This is a genomic window from Nocardia aurantiaca, from assembly GCF_009708175.1.
GTDB classification, from domain to species: domain Bacteria; phylum Actinomycetota; class Actinomycetes; order Mycobacteriales; family Mycobacteriaceae; genus Nocardia; species Nocardia aurantiaca.
This window is the reverse complement of the sequence record NZ_WMBB01000007.1, coordinates 392,050-408,842: the sequence shown is the minus strand read 5'-3', so window position 1 is coordinate 408,842 and position 16,793 is coordinate 392,050. Positions and strand designations below refer to the sequence as shown.

Annotated in this window: 16 protein-coding genes; 8 read left to right on the top strand and 8 right to left on the bottom strand. The window is 69.3% G+C overall.

The window, feature by feature from the left end:
* Positions 1 to 69: 69 nt before the first annotated feature.
* A complete protein-coding gene (locus GLP40_RS17510) occupies positions 70 to 2,622 on the top strand; it encodes a cytochrome P450 (RefSeq protein WP_154788957.1) in 2,553 nt (850 codons plus the stop codon).
* Here the strand turns inward: GLP40_RS17510 and GLP40_RS17505 are convergent, their stop codons facing one another.
* Positions 2,623 to 3,840 carry a cytochrome P450 family protein gene (locus GLP40_RS17505; RefSeq protein ID WP_154788956.1) on the bottom strand — a complete coding sequence of 406 codons (1,218 nt, stop codon included), beginning with the start codon at positions 3,838 to 3,840 and terminating at the stop codon, positions 2,623 to 2,625. It lies immediately after the preceding gene.
* A 150-nt stretch (positions 3,841 to 3,990) separates the two neighbouring features.
* Between GLP40_RS17505 and GLP40_RS17500 the strand changes: the two genes are divergently transcribed.
* On the top strand, positions 3,991 to 4,476 hold the full coding sequence (locus GLP40_RS17500; protein ID WP_154788955.1) for a PaaI family thioesterase: 486 nt from the start codon (positions 3,991 to 3,993) through the stop codon (positions 4,474 to 4,476).
* Positions 4,477 to 4,551: 75 nt separating this feature from the next.
* Here GLP40_RS17500 and GLP40_RS17495 read toward each other — a convergent pair whose 3' ends face one another.
* From GLP40_RS17495 to GLP40_RS17470, 6 genes are read right to left on the bottom strand one after another with little or no spacing between them, the layout of a single operon-like run.
* Entirely contained in the window at positions 4,552 to 5,394 is an 843-nt protein-coding gene (locus GLP40_RS17495) for an acyl-ACP desaturase (protein ID WP_154788954.1), read from the bottom strand.
* Between the two features lie 15 nt (positions 5,395 to 5,409).
* On the bottom strand, positions 5,410 to 6,264 hold the full coding sequence (locus tag GLP40_RS17490; protein WP_328290286.1) for an SAM-dependent methyltransferase: 855 nt from the start codon (positions 6,262 to 6,264) through the stop codon (positions 5,410 to 5,412).
* The gene (locus tag GLP40_RS17485; protein ID WP_154788953.1) at positions 6,261 to 6,512 is read right to left on the bottom strand and encodes an acyl carrier protein; all 252 of its coding nucleotides are present in this window, start codon (positions 6,510 to 6,512) and stop codon (positions 6,261 to 6,263) included. The genes GLP40_RS17490 and GLP40_RS17485 overlap by 4 nt, the downstream gene beginning before the upstream one ends.
* Positions 6,509 to 7,051 (bottom strand): PaaI family thioesterase, encoded by a 543-nt coding sequence (locus GLP40_RS17480; RefSeq protein ID WP_154788952.1) that lies wholly within the window; start codon positions 7,049 to 7,051, stop codon positions 6,509 to 6,511. Before GLP40_RS17480 ends, GLP40_RS17485 begins: the two co-directional genes overlap by 4 nt.
* Before the next feature lie 8 nt (positions 7,052 to 7,059).
* On the bottom strand, positions 7,060 to 7,848 hold the full coding sequence (locus GLP40_RS17475) for a ferritin-like domain-containing protein (protein WP_328290285.1): 789 nt from the start codon (positions 7,846 to 7,848) through the stop codon (positions 7,060 to 7,062).
* Positions 7,849 to 7,887: 39 nt separating this feature from the next.
* Positions 7,888 to 9,540: an AMP-binding protein gene (locus GLP40_RS17470; RefSeq protein WP_154788951.1), complete on the bottom strand. Its 1,653-nt coding sequence runs from the start codon at positions 9,538 to 9,540 to the stop codon at positions 7,888 to 7,890.
* Between the two features lie 206 nt (positions 9,541 to 9,746).
* Between GLP40_RS17470 and GLP40_RS17465 the strand changes: the two genes are divergently transcribed.
* The 6 genes from GLP40_RS17465 (at position 9,747) to GLP40_RS17440 (ending at position 15,570) form a co-directional block, all read left to right on the top strand.
* Positions 9,747 to 10,985: a cytochrome P450 gene (locus tag GLP40_RS17465; RefSeq protein ID WP_328290284.1), complete on the top strand. Its 1,239-nt coding sequence runs from the start codon at positions 9,747 to 9,749 to the stop codon at positions 10,983 to 10,985.
* Positions 10,982 to 12,202 (top strand): cytochrome P450, encoded by a 1,221-nt coding sequence (locus tag GLP40_RS17460; protein ID WP_154788949.1) that lies wholly within the window; start codon positions 10,982 to 10,984, stop codon positions 12,200 to 12,202. The genes GLP40_RS17465 and GLP40_RS17460 overlap by 4 nt, the downstream gene beginning before the upstream one ends.
* The gene (locus tag GLP40_RS17455) at positions 12,199 to 13,542 is read left to right on the top strand and encodes an FAD-dependent oxidoreductase (protein ID WP_154788948.1); all 1,344 of its coding nucleotides are present in this window, start codon (positions 12,199 to 12,201) and stop codon (positions 13,540 to 13,542) included. The genes GLP40_RS17460 and GLP40_RS17455 overlap by 4 nt, the downstream gene beginning before the upstream one ends.
* Positions 13,543 to 13,558: 16 nt before the next feature.
* Positions 13,559 to 14,827: a cytochrome P450 gene (locus GLP40_RS17450; protein ID WP_154788947.1), complete on the top strand. Its 1,269-nt coding sequence runs from the start codon at positions 13,559 to 13,561 to the stop codon at positions 14,825 to 14,827.
* A gap of 103 nt (positions 14,828 to 14,930) precedes the next feature.
* Positions 14,931 to 15,233 carry a hypothetical protein gene (locus GLP40_RS17445; RefSeq protein ID WP_154788946.1) on the top strand — a complete coding sequence of 101 codons (303 nt, stop codon included), beginning with the start codon at positions 14,931 to 14,933 and terminating at the stop codon, positions 15,231 to 15,233.
* Positions 15,226 to 15,570, top strand: a complete 345-nt coding sequence (locus tag GLP40_RS17440) for a hypothetical protein (RefSeq protein WP_154788945.1) — start codon at positions 15,226 to 15,228, stop codon at positions 15,568 to 15,570. The genes GLP40_RS17445 and GLP40_RS17440 overlap by 8 nt, the downstream gene beginning before the upstream one ends.
* A gap of 242 nt (positions 15,571 to 15,812) precedes the next feature.
* Here GLP40_RS17440 and GLP40_RS17435 read toward each other — a convergent pair whose 3' ends face one another.
* Positions 15,813 to 16,706, bottom strand: coding sequence for an alpha/beta fold hydrolase (locus GLP40_RS17435; RefSeq protein WP_154788944.1), 894 nt, complete (start codon positions 16,704 to 16,706; stop codon positions 15,813 to 15,815).
* Positions 16,707 to 16,793 lie beyond the last annotated feature (87 nt).

Sequence of the window (16,793 nt, the reverse complement as noted above, 5' to 3'; positions counted from 1 at the left end):
GCGACCGGCGTCCAGACGCAGGAAATGTGGGCATTTCAGAGTGGGGCGGCGCTGCGTAGGGTTCCGCTGATGCACATCGCCATGTTCGTGGACTACCACCCGGCCTCGCTCGGCGGGGTGCAGACGGCCGTCGCCGGACTGCGCCGAGGCCTCGAACGGGCCGGGCACCGGGTCACGTTGTTCGTGGCGCCCGATCCGGCGACCGAACCGGATCCGGATATCGTTGCCCTGCATCCTCTTTCGATTCCGGCGGTGAACGGGTTCGAGGTCGTCGCGCCGAACCGGCGCAATGCCGCGCTCATCGACGCCGAATTCGCGGCGCGCGGGCCCATCGACATCGTGCACACCCAGAGCACCTACGGTGTCGCCATCGCGGGCATGAAAGCCGCCCGGCGGCACCGCATTCCGCTGGTCCACACCGCGCAGAGCCGCGACGACGCCTTCATCGAGCACACCTCGCCCGCGCCCTACGCCACCGCCCTGGCACTGCGGGCGCTGCACGGCCGCTATGTGCCGCACGCGCACCATATGCCGCACCGGGACGGGGAATCGGGTGCGGCCCGGCACGCCTGGTGGACGATCAGCGGGCAGGCCCAGGCGGCCGATCGGGTGATCGCACCGACCCGGCACTTCGCCGATCTGCTGCTCGCGCACGGGCTCACCCGGCCGATCACGGTGGTGTCCAACGGTGTCGACGACGCGCTGCTCGACGGCCGCACCGCCGTGGCGCGCCCGGCGGACGGGCCGCTGCGGCTGGTCTGGTGCGGGCGGCTGTCGGGGGAGAAGCGGCTGCTGGAATCCATCGAGGCGGTGCGGCGCACCGACCACTGCGTCCTCGATATCTACGGTGACGGCGACCTGCGCGGCGCGGCCGTCGGGCGCATTGTGGAGCGGCGGCTCGGGCAGCGAATCCGGCTGCACGGCAGGGTGAGTCAGGCCGAATGTCTCGACGCCATGGCCGACGCCGACGCACTGCTGTTCCCGTCCAACGGATTCGACACCCAGGGAATGGCGCTGCTCGAGGCCACCGCCGTGGGACTGCCGGTGGTGTACTGCGATCCCGCGCTGGCGGAATCGGTGCCGGCGGGCGTCCGGTCGGCCGATCCGTCCGTCGAGGCGCTCGCCGAGACCCTGGCCGAACTGGCGGCGGACCGTTCGGTGCTCGCCGAACTGCGTACGCGACTTGCCGGTCGGGCCGACACGGTGCGCCAATCGCGCCAGATCGCAAGGGTATTGGAGGTCTACCGGGACGCCGGTGCCGCAGTCGCCTCCGCGACGCCGCTCGCCATGCCGCGCACCCTGGCCGACATCCCCACCGCGCCGGGACGTGTGCCGGTGCTCGGGCACAGTCTGCGCGCGCTCGCCGACGCGCCCGGCTTCGTCACCTCGCTGCCCGCCCTCGGGCCGATCGTGCGCGTGCACTTCGGCCGCCAGACCGGATACGTGCTCACCACCCCGGACCTGCTGCGCGAGGTCAATCTCGGCGATGCCGAATTCGAGCGGGAGGACCTGCGCGAGGCCATCGCCGATATCGCGGGCGGGGCGGTCAATGTGCTGCGCGGGCCCGAGCACCGGTTGCGCCGCCGGATGATCTCGCCCGCGTTGCGGCAGAGCAGGCTGGCCGAGTACGCCGAGGCCGCCGCCGACATCGCCAATGCCTGGGCCGCCGCGCTGCCGGCCGACCGTCGGGTGAATCTCATGGACGAGGCGCACGGGCTGGTCCTCGACACCGTCTCGGCGACGCTGTTCACCGCCGATTTCGGTGACAGCGCGCGCCGCGAGATCCGCGACAATGTGCCGTGGCTGCTCAGTCAGGTCATCGTGCGCACCGCGTTGCCGCCGCGGCTGCGCGGGCTGCGGATGATCGCGAACTACCGGTGGCGCAGCAAGTCCCGGCACCTGCGGGCCGCGGTGGGGGCGGCGGTGCGCGAATACCGCAGGCGTGACGAGGATTTCAATGATGTGGTCTCCGCCCTCATTCGGCACACCGACAGCGAGACCGGGGCGCGTCTGTCCGACGATCACATCATCGACGAGGCCATTCTCATGCTCGCCGGGGGTGTCGGCTCCATGGCCTCGCTGACCGGGTGGCTGTGGCACGAGGTGAGTCTGCGACCGGCCATCGCGGAACGGCTGTACGCGGAATTGGATGCGGTCGTGGGGACCGGTGATGTGCGGCCCGAACACCTGGCCGCCATGCCGTACCTGAAACAGGTGGTGTCCGAGACCATCCGATTCTGGGGACCGTGGATCAGCGCCGCCAATGCCGGCGCCGACCTGCCCATCGGTGACGTCGTCATTCCGGCGGGGGCGGCAATCATGTTCAGCCCCTATATGGTTCAGCACGATCCGCGCTGGTTCACACATCCCGAGTCCTTCGATCCGGATCGCTGGTCCGCCGAGAATGCCGCCGACACGGTCAAGAAGGCCATGATCTCCTTCGGCGTCGGCCGCCGCCGCTGCCTCGGCGACCACTTCGCGATGCTCGAAATCGCCCTGGCCTCGGCGGCTCTGCTGTCGCGGTGGCGCATCACGCCGGTGCCGGGACACCGGGTGCGCGCCTCCAACCGGGATTTCGTGCTCTCGCCGTCCGCGCTGCCGGTCACCTTGCGGGCGCGCTGATCACAGCAGCACCGGGAGCTCCCGCAGGCCGTGCATGAGGGTGCTCGGATGCCAGGCGAGGGTCTCCGCCGCGGGTGACAGGCGCAGGTTCGGGAACCGGGACAGCAAGGCGGAGAAGGCGATTCGCGCCTCCAGACGGGCCAGCGGGGCGCCGACACAGAAGTGGATCCCGTGGCCGAAGGCGAGATGGCCGCCGGTGTCGCGGGCCGGATCGAGGGCGTCGGGGACCGGATAGCGTTCGGGGTCGCGGTTGGCGGCAGCCAGGGCGACGAAGACGAATTCACCCGCGGGGATCGGCGTGCCGGCGATGGTGACCGGTTCGGCGGTGTGTCGGATGGTGCTCATGTTCACCGGGCCGTCGAAGCGCAGGAACTCCTCCACGGCCGCGGGAATCGCGTCCGGATCGGCGCGCAGGGCCTGCCACTGGGCCGGGTTGCGGAGCAGGGCGAGGGTGCCGTTGGCGATCAGGTTGACGGTGGTGTCGTGGCCCGCCACCAGCAACAGGAAGGCCATGCCCACGAGCTCGGAATCGGTGAGGATATCCCCATCGTCGGCCGGGGTCGCCAGCGCGCGGAGCAGGTCGGTCGACGGCTGCTCACGCTTCGCCCGCACCAGCTGCGTCAGGTAGGCCGCCATTTCCTCCGAGGCGCGGGCACGGTCCTGCTCCAAGCCCGCCACCGCGACCAGCGCCCGGGTCCATGCCTGGAACTCCGCTCGGTCGGCGAGCGGCACGCCGAGCAGCTCGCAGATCACCGTGATCGGCAGCGGTTCGGCGAATTCGTGCAGCAGGTCCACCTCGCCGCGGCCTTCCATGGCATCCAGCAGAGCGTCGGTGATCTCCTCGATGCGCGGGCCCAGGGCGGCCACCCGGCGCGGGGTGAAGGCCCGGGTCACCAGCTTCCGCAGCCGGGTGTGGCCGGGCGGATCGGTGTTGAGCATATTGGTGAGCAGGGCCAGCGCATTCGGATCCGACTGCGGCACACCGCGTTTGCTGCTGAGCAGGGCGTCGTTGACCGCGGCGTCCTTGTGCAGGCGCGGATCGGACAGGGCGGCCCGGCCCGCGGCGTAATCGAGGATTACCCAGCGGATGACGCCGTCGGGGAAGCGCACTCGCCGCACCGGCCCCTGCTCACGCCAGCGGCGGTAATGGGCGTGCGGGTCGGCGAAGAACTCCGGTCCGATGGATTCGATCCGGTCCGGGGCTTCGATATCGGCCATGGAACGACGCTATCGGACCGACCGGGGTCACGTCGACCCCACCGGTGATCTCGATCGGCCGATCGGAGCTTGGAATGGAATCGTCTGTGGCAAACAACAATTCACCGAAGGCTGGTCGAATTCGGGGACATTGAGAGGAAGGACGAATCCATGACCAGCACCGGCATTCACGTGAACGGCGACGCCCCGTTGCACCCGACGGTCGCGGCGCGCGTCAATGAGTTGACCACCGTCTTCGAACGCGGTCTGCAGGAGAATCTCGGAGTCGGTGCGTCGTTGGGCATTCGGCTCGATCACGCGGGCGACGGTTACACCCGCTATTACCTGGACCCGAATCCGGCCACCATCAACGCCATGTTCACCGTGCACGGCGGCGTGCTCGCCACCCTCATCGACACCGCCATGGGCAGCGCGGTATTCACCAAGCTCGGTGACGGCACCGCCTACACGACCCTCGAGCTGAAGGTGAACTTCATCCGCTCGGTGGCCATCGACGGCAGCCGCCTGACCTGTGAGGCGACGGCCGTGCACGTCGGCCGCCGCACCGCCACCGCCGAGGGCCGGATCACCGACGCCAACGGCAAGCTGATCGCCCACGGCTCCACTACCATCTTGGTCCTCGGCCCCCAGGGCTGAACCGAGAGGTGGCCCGGACGGACGTCGACAGTGCCCGGTTCCCAAGGGAACCGGGCACTGTCGACGTCCGCCGGCTCACACCAGGGCGCGGCACTGGGCGATGAAGCCCGCCAGCTCGTCCAGGCGATCGGTGCGCGCGTCGACCGCGCGGTCGAGCACCCGCAGCAGATGCTCATAGGCCGCGGTGTGGTCGTAGTCGGCGACGTCGGCGATGCGCAGCGCCCACCGCCAATACCCGCGCAGCGTATCGGCCAGCGGCATGCGGAAGCCGGCGATGACATCGCGGATCGGCCCCACCACGTCGTCGCCCTGCGTGCGCAGGTAGCGGCTCACCACGTCGGCCATGAAGCTGAAATGGCGCGCCTCGTCGCGGGCCAGCCGCGACAGCACCGCGGCCAGCACGGGATCACCGGCCACATCCCGCAACTGGTGGTAGTACATCTGGGTCGCCTTCTCCTGCACCAGCGCGTAGGCGAAGAACTGCACCGGATGCTCGTAGGGCAGATCGAACGGCTTGCGTCCCTCCACCGCCAATTCCGCACGCAGCGCGTCCCTCTCGGCGATGCCCGAGTCCACCTGATAGCGGTTCAGCGCTCGCGCGTGGGTGTCCTCCTCGAGCGCCCAGCGCACCGTGAAGTGATAGAGCTCCCGATTGTGCGTGAAGGCGGGTAGGTCGACGCTGTCGTCGACCGGGAAGAACCGCTGGTACACATCGAAATATCCGGGCAGGTGGTCCTCGATGAAGGTCACGAACCGCACCGCCGAACGCTGCCCCTCGGTGAGCCGGCCCGCGTCGGCGGCGTCCCAGTCGAAGGCGGTCTCCACATCCCAGCTCCGAGCCGCGGGCGAGGCGGTCAGGAACCCGTCCACCGCCGCCACCAGCTCACCCACCGGCAGCAACGCCGATTCCATCGTCATATCCGCTCCCGACCGTCAGCGCGCCTTGCGGCAGCCCAGTGCGTAATGCTTGGTGGTGTAACCCCATCCGGCGTTGGCCACCTCCAGGTAGTGCCGCAGCTTGGCGGCAAGCCCGGGCCGGTGGGCGTCGATGCGGTCGGCCGCGGCGTCCACATTGGCGATCCAGTCCTCGATGGTGCGCCGGTACTGGTCGGTGAGGTCGTCGACCGAGGTGAGGGAGAACCCGGCGTCCTCGGCGGCGGCGATCAGCTCCGACAGCGGCCGCAGTGAACCCCATCCGAAGATGTCGTTGCGCACGAACTCCGTGCCCGCGCGCTCGTCGAAGGCGCGGCGCGCGGCCGCGTTGCGGAAACAGCTCTCCGACACGTACAGCGAACCGCCCCGGCGCAGCACCGTGCGCGCCCGCCGGAACACCAGATCCAGATCCGGCATGTGCACGATGGACCCGAGCATGGTGACCGCGTCCCGACTGCCCGCGGGCAGGTCCATTTCCTCGAAATACCCGACGCGCGTCTGCACCTGGCGGGCCACGCCCCGGGCGGCGGCCTCGGCCGCGATGTACTCGTGCTGGCGTGGGGCGGGACTGATTCCCAGGGTGTCGCAGCCGTACTCCTGGGCCATGAACAGGATCAGCGACCCCCACCCGCAGCCGATGTCCAGCAGCCGCTCGCCGCCGTTGATGCCCAGCCGCTGGGCGACGAACCGCAGCTTGTTGCGCTGCGCGAGTTCGAGGGTGTCGCTGCCGGACTCGTAGAGCCCGGAACTGTACTTGCGCAGCGGATCCAGGAACTGGCCGAAGATCTCCGGATCGAGGTCGTAGTGCTGATTGGTATCGGCGGTGACGCTCACGCCGTGTCCTGCCGGGCTCACGCCGCCTCCCGCAGCGCCTTGCCGACCACCGCGGCCACATCCGCGAGGGTGGCGGTGCCGAACACGTCCTCATCCTCGAGTTCGATGTCGTAGGTGCGCTCGATGCGGGCGATCATGCGCAGCACCCGCACCGAATCGACCCCTGCCATGCCGCGCAGGTCGGCGTCGGGTGTGAGGGTCGATGCGGGCAGCCCCGTCTCGGCGGCGGCGATGTCGGTGACGGTGCGCAGGATGTCGTCGGTGGTCATGACGGAACTCCATTCGGGGACAGGGCGTTTGCCGTGGTGAGAGCCTGGTCGAGCAGGGCGACCTCGTCGTCGCGCAGGGACAGCTGATGACGCACCGCGTCGAGCGCGAAGGGCCGGTAGGTGGCGGCCGAGGCGGCGCACACGGCGTCGTCGGCGTCGCGGATCTCGGCGGACGCGTGGATGAGATTCTCCGAGCCGGAGCCGGAAAGCTCTGCCACGCAGCGGTATTCGCGGTCGATCAAGAGCGGGGTGAGGAAGCGGGTGCGCTGGGAGACGGTGAAGGCGGGCGCGTGCCGGGCCAGTACGATCAGATTGCCCATCACCTCGTCGCAGATGACGCCGGTCAGGCCGCCGTGCACGATGCCCGGATACGATTCGAAGGACCGGTCCAGCCGGAACCGGGCCTGCAACCCGTCACCGTGCGGGGTGAAGGTCAGCCGCAGCCCGGACGCGTTGTGCGGGGAACATCCGAAGCAGTGGTAGTCGGGGATGACCGACCACGGCACGCGCACGGCGGCCGGATCGGCGGGCGCGGACATCGCGCGGCCTAGGCGATGGCCTCGGCCAGCGCGCGCCGGACCTTGGCATTGCTGGACAGATCCAGACCGGTCATGGTGCCGAAGGTGCGCCGCACCTTATCGTGCAGCACCTCCAATTCGCCCTCGGCCGCGACCTGTTCGAGGAACAGTTCGAAACCGGTGTCGATGGTCTCGTGGTCGCTCAGGTCGGCGATCCCGGCCTTGAACGTGCTCACCGGATGCTTGATCTTGGCCTCGGAGCTGTACACATACAGCGTCTCGAGCACCGAGGGCAGCTCCTCGGGACGCCGCCCCAGCCGTTCCGTGGCGTAGTGGATGAACTCGCGGGCATGCCCGGCCTCATCGCGACTCGCATTGAGCAGCAGCGATTTCAGCACCGGCTCCTCGACCCAGGAGGACACCGCCCGATAGACGTGGTTGACCGTCAGCTCGGAGATGATGTTGGTGGCCAGGGTCGCCGACGGTGTGGTGCCCGGGGCGTAGGGCTCGCGCATGGCGTCCACCGCGTTGTCCCGCACGTCCTCGCCGATGGCCCGCAGCCAGGAGCGGAAAGCATAGTGATGCTGGACTTCCTGATAGCCCCATACGACCGCGAAGGTGGAGAAGTCGTAGTCGTGCACGAACTCCGCCAGGAAGCCGTGCACGGCCGCGATCACATTGGATTCGCCCATGGCCGCGCTCTTGGCCAAGGTGATGTACTCGGGTCGCACCAGGTCCTTGTCGACGGCGTCGAGGGCGAGGTCGCTCAGCTTCCAGTGCAGGCGCTCGTAGTGGCGGAAGACGTCATAACTGTGCACGGGGTACTCCGGTTCGAGAGGTGTGAATGCCGTTGGGCGTCATCGCCGCTGGGTGATGAGGTCGCGGGCGGCGAGCCGGCGGAGCTTGCCGCTGCTGGTGCGGGGAATGGTGCGCGGGGCCACCAGGTGAACCTCGACCGCGGCCAGGCCCAGGTCCGCGGCGATGCGGTCCTTGATGGCGCGGGTCAGCGCGTGCGCGGCGTCGCCGGTGCGTTCGGACTCGGCGATCACCGCGATCACGTCCGCGTCGGGGTCCGCGGCGGCGGTGCAGCGGCCTTTGTAGATGCCGTCGATACCGGCCACCGCCGCCTCCACGTCCTGCGCGTAGTGGTTGACCCCGCGCACGGTGATCATGTCTTTGCAGCGGCCGGTGACGAAAAGCTCACCGCCGCGCAGATATCCGAGGTCTCCGGTGCGCAGCCAGCCGTCGGCGAAGCGATCGGCCACCGACAGCGGATCGGCCGTGAGGTAGCCATCGGTCACCGACGCGCCGCGAATGAGGATCTCGCCGACCCGGCCGTCGGGCAGCTCGACACCGCTTTCGGCCGAGACCACCCGCAGGCTGAGGCCGTCCACCGCCGCGCCGACCCCCGCCACCGCGCGCGCACCCCGCTGATCGGGCGAAACAGGCTCGGCGACAGCGGCATCCGCGAGCAGCGCCCGATCAACCCACTCGAAGACCGGCTCTCGTCCCAGCGGCGGGAAGGCGACCGCCAGGGTGGCCTCCGCCATCCCGTACACACCGAACATGGCGCTGGGCGCGAACCCCGCGGGCGCGAAACGCGACAGGAACCGCGCCACCACATCCTGCGAAATCGGCTCCGCGCCATTGAAGGCGATGCGCCAGTGCCGTAGGTCCAGCTCAGCGACCTGCTCCGGCTCGACCGCCGCCAGCAACGCCTCGTAGCCGAAACTCGGCATGGCGGTGATGGTGGTGCCGCTCGCGGCGAACTCGCGCAGCCAGCGAGCGGGATCCTTGACGAACGACAGCGGCGACCACAGGTGCGCCGGAATGCCGCGCAGGATCGCCGAGAGCGTGCCGAACAAGCCCATATCATGGAACAGCGGCAGCCAGAAGCCGCCCTGATCGTCGAGATCCAGCGCGATGCCGCGGCGAATGGCCGCCAGCCCGCTCAGCACCTGGCGATGCGTCAGGCGCACACCCTTGGGCAATGCCGTGCTGCCCGAGGTGAATTGGACTACCGCGAGGTCGCCGGGTTCCGGCAGGGGCAGCGCGGCGGGTTCGGCATTGTCGCCGGAAAGTGCGCCGGTGTCCACGAATTCGACCTCGACACTGCCGCGCAACGGCGGCACCAGCTCGGCGAAGGCCGCTGACACCAGCACCGTCCGCATGCCCGCCGCCGCGGTGATCGCCGCCAGCTGCTGCGGATAGCCGCCCGCCCTGCGCGTACTCGCGGGCAGCGGCAGGGGAGTGGCCGCACCACCCGCCGCCGCGATGCCGAAGAAGCCGACCAGGAATTCGGGCGCGTTAGGGCACAGGATGCCGACCGGCTCGCCGCGGCCCACACCGCGCCGCACCAGCTCCGCCGCCCACGCCAGCGACCGGCGGTGTAGCTCCGCGTATTCCAGACGCTCACCGGTCGACCAGAATGTGGCGGTGACTCCCGGATGCGCGGCGGCGATCTCGGCCAGCCGATCCGGCAGCGTGCCTTCCGAATTCATGGAATTCATGACCATGACGACAACAGCGAATTGTGTCCGTGCGCTGAACTCGTTGTTAATCATAAGCGGTGATAAACACCGTCGATCGTCCAATTACGCTGCGCAATAAAGGGATACAGCGATCGGTCGATAGGCGTCGGCAATGGCCGGGTGGTAGGCGGGCAGCGGCCGAGAGGATGAATCCGAAATCGGTCCGCACAATTCAGGAGTCGCCGGTGAGTTCCGATCCCGCCGCGGTCGCGGAAACGACCCGGGTGCAACAGGCCGTCATCGAGAGCGTCGCGCCGCAATTCCGGCACAACCCCTACGACAGTTACGAGATTCTGCGCACCGCCGGTCCGTTCGTGCCCGGACCGCACGACACCCACCTGGTCACCCGCCACACCGAGGCTCAGGCCATCCTGATCGATCCGCGCTGGAGCCACGCCGAGGAGCCCGATCTGTTGCACGGCGACAGCGACGTGGAACTACCGGGCTCCTTCCTCTGGATGGAGCCCCCAGACCACACCAGACTGCGCGGACTGGTCGGCAAGGCGTTCACCGCTCGGACAGTCACCGCCCTGCGGGCGCGCGCCGAACAGTTGGTCGAGGAACTGCTGACCGCGATGCTGACCGCCGGCGAGGTGGATCTGCTGGAGGCCCTGGCCTATCCGGTACCGCTCACCCTCATCTGCGAAATGCTGGGCGTGCCCACCGAGGCCCACGCGCAAGTGCGGTCCATGTCGGCAGGAATCGCGCGCGGCCTCGACCCCGACGTGCTGCTCGGTCCCGAGGAACTGGCCGCGCGCACTGCCGCCGTGCACGAATTCACGGCGTTCTTCGGCGATCTGGTCGAGCAGCGGCGCAAGAACCCGCAACCGGACGTGATCACCGCCCTGGTCCAGGCCGAGGAAGCGGGCGTGCGCCTGACCCACACCGAACTCATCGGCACTCTGCTCATCCTCGTCGTCGCCGGACACGAGACCTCGGTCAACCTGATAGCCAATGGCGTGTTGGCGCTCATCCGCGAGCCCGGCGAATTCAGGCGGCTGCGCGCCGACCCCGACCTGGCCGGCCCGGCCGTCGACGAGGTGCTGCGCTACGACGCGCCCGTACACCTGACCACCCGCACCGCGCGCGCCGAGCTCACCATCGGTGGACGGACTTTCGCCCCCGGCGACGCGGTGATCGTGCTGCTGGGCTCGGCCAACCGCGATCCGGCCGCCTTTCCCGCCGCCGACCGCTTCGACCTGGGGCGCTATCTGCCCGGGCGCCGCGCCGAACGCCACCTGTCCTTCGGCCTGGGGCTGCACTACTGCCTGGGCGCGCCCCTGGCCCGGCTCGAGATGCGAACGGTGCTGCGCGCCTTGGGCGTTCGCGTCACCGGCCTGAGCCTGCTGGCCGAGCCGCCGTACCGGCCCAATGTGGTCGTGCGCGGAATGTCCGAACTTCATGTCCGTGTGGAGGGCAGATGAGAGACACCGCCGTTCCCGAGATCACCTTCGACGCCTTCGATCCCGGCCACCGCGCCGACCCCTACCCGGCCTACCGGCGCGTCCGCGACGCCGCGGCGCTGTTCCCCTACCGGCTCGGCGATGTGCCCGTCACCCTCGTCACCCGCTACGAGGAATGCGCGGCGATCCTCACCGGCGCGGACTGGGGGCACGGCTACGCGGCCGGGATCAGTCCCTTCCGCGACACCACCGCGGCCATACCCGGCTCCTTCGTGCGCATGGACCCGCCCGAGCACGGGCGCTACCGCAAGCTGGTGGCCAAGGCGTTCACCCCGCGCATGGTCGCCGACCTCGCGCCCGTCGCCGGACAGGTGGTCGACGAACTGGTGGACGCGGCCCTCGGGCGCGGCGGCTTCGACGTCCTCGAGGATCTGGCGGTGCCGCTGGCGGTCGCCATGATCCCGGTGCGGCTGCTCGGTGCGGACCCGGCCGACGGCGCGCGATTCCGGGAGTGGCAGTTGGCCATCGCCCGTGGCAGCGACCCGGACGCACTGCTCGATGACGACGCCGTCACCGCGCGCGGCGCGGCGGCCCTGGCGTGCATGGGTTACTTCGGTGAACTCGTCGCACGCCGCAAGCGCGAGCCCGGCAGCGATCTGCTCAGCGCGCTCACCGTGGGCGCGGACGGCGAGACGCTGACCGAGGCCGAGGTCATCGGCATGTCGTTGCTGCTGTTGGTGGCGGGCATGGAGACCTCGATCAACCTCATCGGCAACGGGTTGCTCGCGCTGCTGCGACATCCCGAACAGTTCCGATTCCTGCGCGAGCGACCCGATCTCGTCGAACCCGCGCTCGACGAGATGCTGCGCTACGACGCGCCCACCCAATTCACCATTCGCGTCGCGCTGACCGACACCGTCGTGGGCGAGCGGCAGTTCCGGCGCGGCGACGGCGTGGTCGTGCTCACCGCCTCCGCCAGTCGCGACGACCGGGTCTTCCCCGACGCCGACCGCTTCGACGTGACCCGCTACGCCGGAACCCGGCCCGCGCGAAAGCATCTCGGGTTCAGCCTCGGGATCCACTACTGTGTCGGTGCGCCGCTGGCCCGCATCGAGGCCGCGGCCGCCATACGCGCGCTGCTCGAGCGCGCGCCCGGACTGCGGCCGGCCACCGACAGCGTCGAGTACCGGCCCAGCCTCATCCACCGCGGCGTCATGTCGCTGCCGGTCACGATATGAGCACGGCCGGGCCGCGCGCGCTGGTGCTGGGCGGGGGCATCGCCGGACTGCTGGCGGCACGGGTGCTGGCCGAAAGCGATTACCGCGTCACCGTTCTCGAGCGCGACGACGGCGACGACCGTGCGGGCGCGGGGCGGCGCGGCGTTCCGCAGAGCCGTCACTTGCACGGGCTGCTCGACCGGGGCAGGGCCATCATCGAAGAGCTCTACCCCGGCTGGACCGCAGAACTGGTGCACCGTGGCGCGAGCGTGGCCGAGGTGCTGGTCGACACCCGTTGGTACGTGGCGGGATCCCGGCTGACGCCCACTCCGACCGGGCTCACCTCCGTCATCGCCACTCGCGCGCTGATGGAGTCGGTGCTGCGTGAACGCACCCGAGAGCTGCCGAATATCGAAGTGCGCGAACGAATCGCGGGCCAGGGGCTGGTCGGCGACGCGCGACGGGTGAGCGGCGTCGGGGCGATCGGCGTGAACGGGCCGGAGATCCTGGCCGCCGATCTGGTGGTCGACGCCACCGGGCGCGGATCGCGAGTGATGGAGTGGCTCAGCGGAATCGGAGCCGAACCGCCCGACGAGGAGCGCCTCGAGGTCGATCTGGGCTACGCGTCACGGCTGTACCGGCACCGGCCCGGCCAGTTGGACGGGCAGGCGTCGGTCATCGTGTCGACCGGCGCGAACGGGCGCGGCGGGGGAGCGGTGCGGGTCGAAGGCGACCGTTGGCTGGTCACCCTCGCGGGCATGCTCGGCGATCATCCGTCCGTCGAGCCTGAGGAGTTCGAGCGCTACGCCGCCGACCTCTCCGCGCCCGATATCCACGAGATCGTCACCGGCTCCGAACCTCTCGGAGATCCGGTGCGCTATCGGTTCCGGGCCTCGGTGCGACGCCGCTTCGACCGGCAGGCCGCGGTCCCGGCCGGCCTGATCGTGCTCGGCGACGCCCAGTGCGCGTTCAATCCGCTCTATGCCCAGGGCATGACCGTGGCCGCGCTCGAGGCCGCCGCCCTGCGGGACACCCTGCGCGCCGATCCGGCGCCCGCGCGACTGCCCGCGCGCTTCTACGCCACGGCCGCCGACTCGGTGGCGCTGGCCTGGCGCCTGGCCGCCTCCTCCGACCTGAGCCATCCAGGGGTGAGCGGGCCCCGCACCCTGCGCACCCGGCTCACCAACGCCTATGTGCGGCGGGCGCATCGCGCCGCCCACCACGATCCCCGGGTGGCGCGCGCCTTCATGCGGGTCGCGCACCTGGTCGAACCGCCTGCCGCACTGGCGCATCCGATAAACGTGGGACGAATCATGCTGCGCGGCAACGGGGCCGCGTCCACACCGCCAGACCGCCACTGAAACCAGGAGGACCGCTATGGTCGCCCCCGAGGTGAACACCGCAGTCGAGCAACAGGATCCGGCCGTACTGGCCGCGATGGCCCAGCTGTTCGGGCCCGACGGCCGATCCGACCCCTACACCCCTGCCCGGGTCCTGCGCGACGCCGGGCCCATCCACCTGACCCCGCTCGGCCATCACGTGCTGACCCGCTACGAGGACTGCGCGGCCGTGCTGTCCACCACCGCGTGGAGCCATGCCGAGGAGGCCGGCATGATGCACCCGACCGTCGCCCCCGAGGACGCACCCGAGGAACTGCCCACCTCCTTCCTGTGGATGGAGCCGCCGGACCACACCCGGCTGCGCAACCTCGTCACCAAGGGGTTCACCCCGCGCATGGTCACCCGATTGCGGCCGCGCATCGCCGAACTCGCCGAACAGCTGGTCGACCGCGCGCTCGAGGAAGGCGAGTTCGACCTGGTCGAGACCATCGCCTATCCGCTGCCGCTGATCATCGCCTGCGAGCTCATCGGCGTGCCAGCGGACGCCTACGAGCAGGTGCACCGGTGGTCGCAGGACCTGGCGCGCGGCTTCGATCACGACTACACGCTGCCCGCGGAATGCCTGACGGCGCGCAGCGCGGCCTCGCGCGGCTTCATGGGCTACTTCCGGGAACTGCTCGACCAGCGCCGTGCGGACCCGAAAGATGATCTGCTGAGCGCGCTCTCGCTGGTCGAGGACCGCGGCGATGTGCTCACCGAACAGGAGCTCCTCGCCACCTGCATCACCACCTTCGTGGCCGGGCACGAGACGACCGCCAACCTCATCGGCACCGGCATGCTGCGGCTGCTGCGTGCCCCCGACCAGATCCAGGCCATGCGTGAGCGGCCCGAGCTGACGGCCTCGGCCCCGGACGAACTGTTGCGGTTGGAGCCGTCGGTGCAGATCACCACCCGGGCCGCCACCCGTCCGATCACGGTGGCCGGGCACGACTTCGCGACCGGCGACGGGGTGGTGGTTCTGATCAACTCGGCCAATCACGACGAGCGGGTCTTCCCCGATCCGGACCGCACCGACGTGACGCGCTACTGCGATCCGATGAACCCGGCCAAGAAGCACCTGGGCTTCAGCCTCGGCATCCACTACTGCCTCGGTGCGCCGCTGGCGCTGCTGGAGATGGAGGTGCTGCTCGATGTGATGCTGCGCAAAGTCGGTGCCATGGAACTGATCTCGGAGAACCCGCCGTTCAAGCCGAATGTGGTGATCCGGGGGCTGGAATCGCTGCGGGTGGGGTTCACGCCTGCCTGAGGCCTTCGGTCACACTCTCAGCAACGGCCGGCGCATCTGGTTCGCCGCGGCACCACGGGCGACAGCGCAATCGCTCGGGTAGTCTTTACGGTAGTCTTGTCGCGTGGCGATCACGTGGTTCTGGGCCCTGACCAGGATGCTGGAGCGATACGGAGTAGACCCCGACGACGTGTTCGACGTGATCGACGCATGGGTGACCGCGAAACGGCCGGTGTGGTTCCGGACCGCGACCGACCCGGCGAGTGGGTTGACGACGTTCGTGATCTGGGGCCGCCCCGGCGGCGGCACCCTGACCGCCGTCTACGCCCACCGCAAAGGCAGCGACACCGAGGTGTACGCGGCCCGCTACCTCGGTCCGGACCAGATCGCCGAGTTCGAGAAATGGGAGGCGACCCGCAATGACTGACCCGTTGGACAACATGACCCCCGACGATGTGGCCGCGATGATCGACCGCCTCGAGTTCACCGACGAAACAGTGACCGAGGCCGATTTCGGGATCGAAGTCGGTCCACACGCGCCACCGGTGTTCGTTCCCCGATCCATCAAGATGCCCTACGAACTGGACCAGGCGTGCAAAGCTCGCGCCGACAATCTCGGCATGTCGCAGTCCGCTTATATCCGGTCGCTGATCGAACGTGATGTGGCCGAGGGCGGAACCGGTGAGCAGCGGCCCGCCTGGGTGCGCGAGATCCTTGCCGTCATCGCCCACCACGAGAACGACGAGCATCGCAGAGCATCCTGACCGGCACCAGGATCTGGCGTGGCATCGCGACGACCGATGGTTCTTCGCCGCCTCGGAAATCCAGCCAGAACGCGCGCACCCCTCCGCCGCGGGTGCGGCGGAGGGGTGCGCGAAATCGTCCGCGTCGGTTCTACAGCGGCATCGGGCCCGAGGAGCCCGAGGTGAGCCAGGACCAGGTCGCGTTGACATGGGTCAGGATCACGTTGACGACGTCGAGGACGGTTGAACCCATCGATAATTCCTCATGCTCGGGGGAGTTGACGCTGCGGAGCGTATCCGACCGCGTCGGGCACCGACATGGGTTGGCGCAAAGGTGAATCGCCGAGGAAGCCGAGCAGGTCGGCAGTGAGGCGCGGGCCATGGGTGAGGTACAGGCCGTGCGGGGCGTTCTCGTAAACGATCAGTTCGCTGCCGGGGATCAGATCGGCCTGTTTGCGGCCGCCCAGTTCCAGTGAGATGGAGGCATCGGTGTCGCCGTGGACGATCAGTGTCGGCACGGTGATCGCGCGCAACTCCGCGCGGAAGTCGGTGTCGGTGACCGCGCGATTGCACTCGATCGCGGCCTGGAGCGAGGTACCCAGGATGGAGCCGACCGCTCGGTCGCGCGCGAACTGCGAGACCTCGCAGCCGGGTAGGCCGGCGCCGATGTAGGGGTCGGCGTTATCGGTCAGCCAGGTATCCAAGTCGTGCCGCCACGAATCCCGCAGCGCCTCAGCCGCTTCCGCTGGAACGCCATCCGGATTGTCGGGAGTCTTACGCAGGAACGGCAAGGCAGCCGCGACCAGGACGATCCGATCGACCCGGGTGGTGCCGTATCGGGTGAGATAGCGCACGACCTCCCCGCCGCCCAGCGAGTGACCTACGAGCATCGCCTCGTGCACATCCAGGTGATCGAGCACATCGGCCAGATCGTCGGCGAGCGTGTCGTAGTCGTAGCCCAGCCCGGGATCATCCGAGCGTCCATGGCCACGCCGGTCCACGGCGATCGCGCGGAATCCGTGCGCCACCAGATCGGCCATCACACCCCGTGCCTCGGTGCTGTCCATGCCCCACGCGGAGCAGAACACGACCGGTCGTCCGGTGCTCCAGTCTCGGTAGAACAGCGACGTGCCGGTGCGTGTCTCGATGAAAGGCATTGCGGTGTCTCCTCATTCGATATCGGACTTGATCCGTTCGGAACGAGCAGCACGGTATGCGCGCTTCACTGACATCTACTGTCAGTG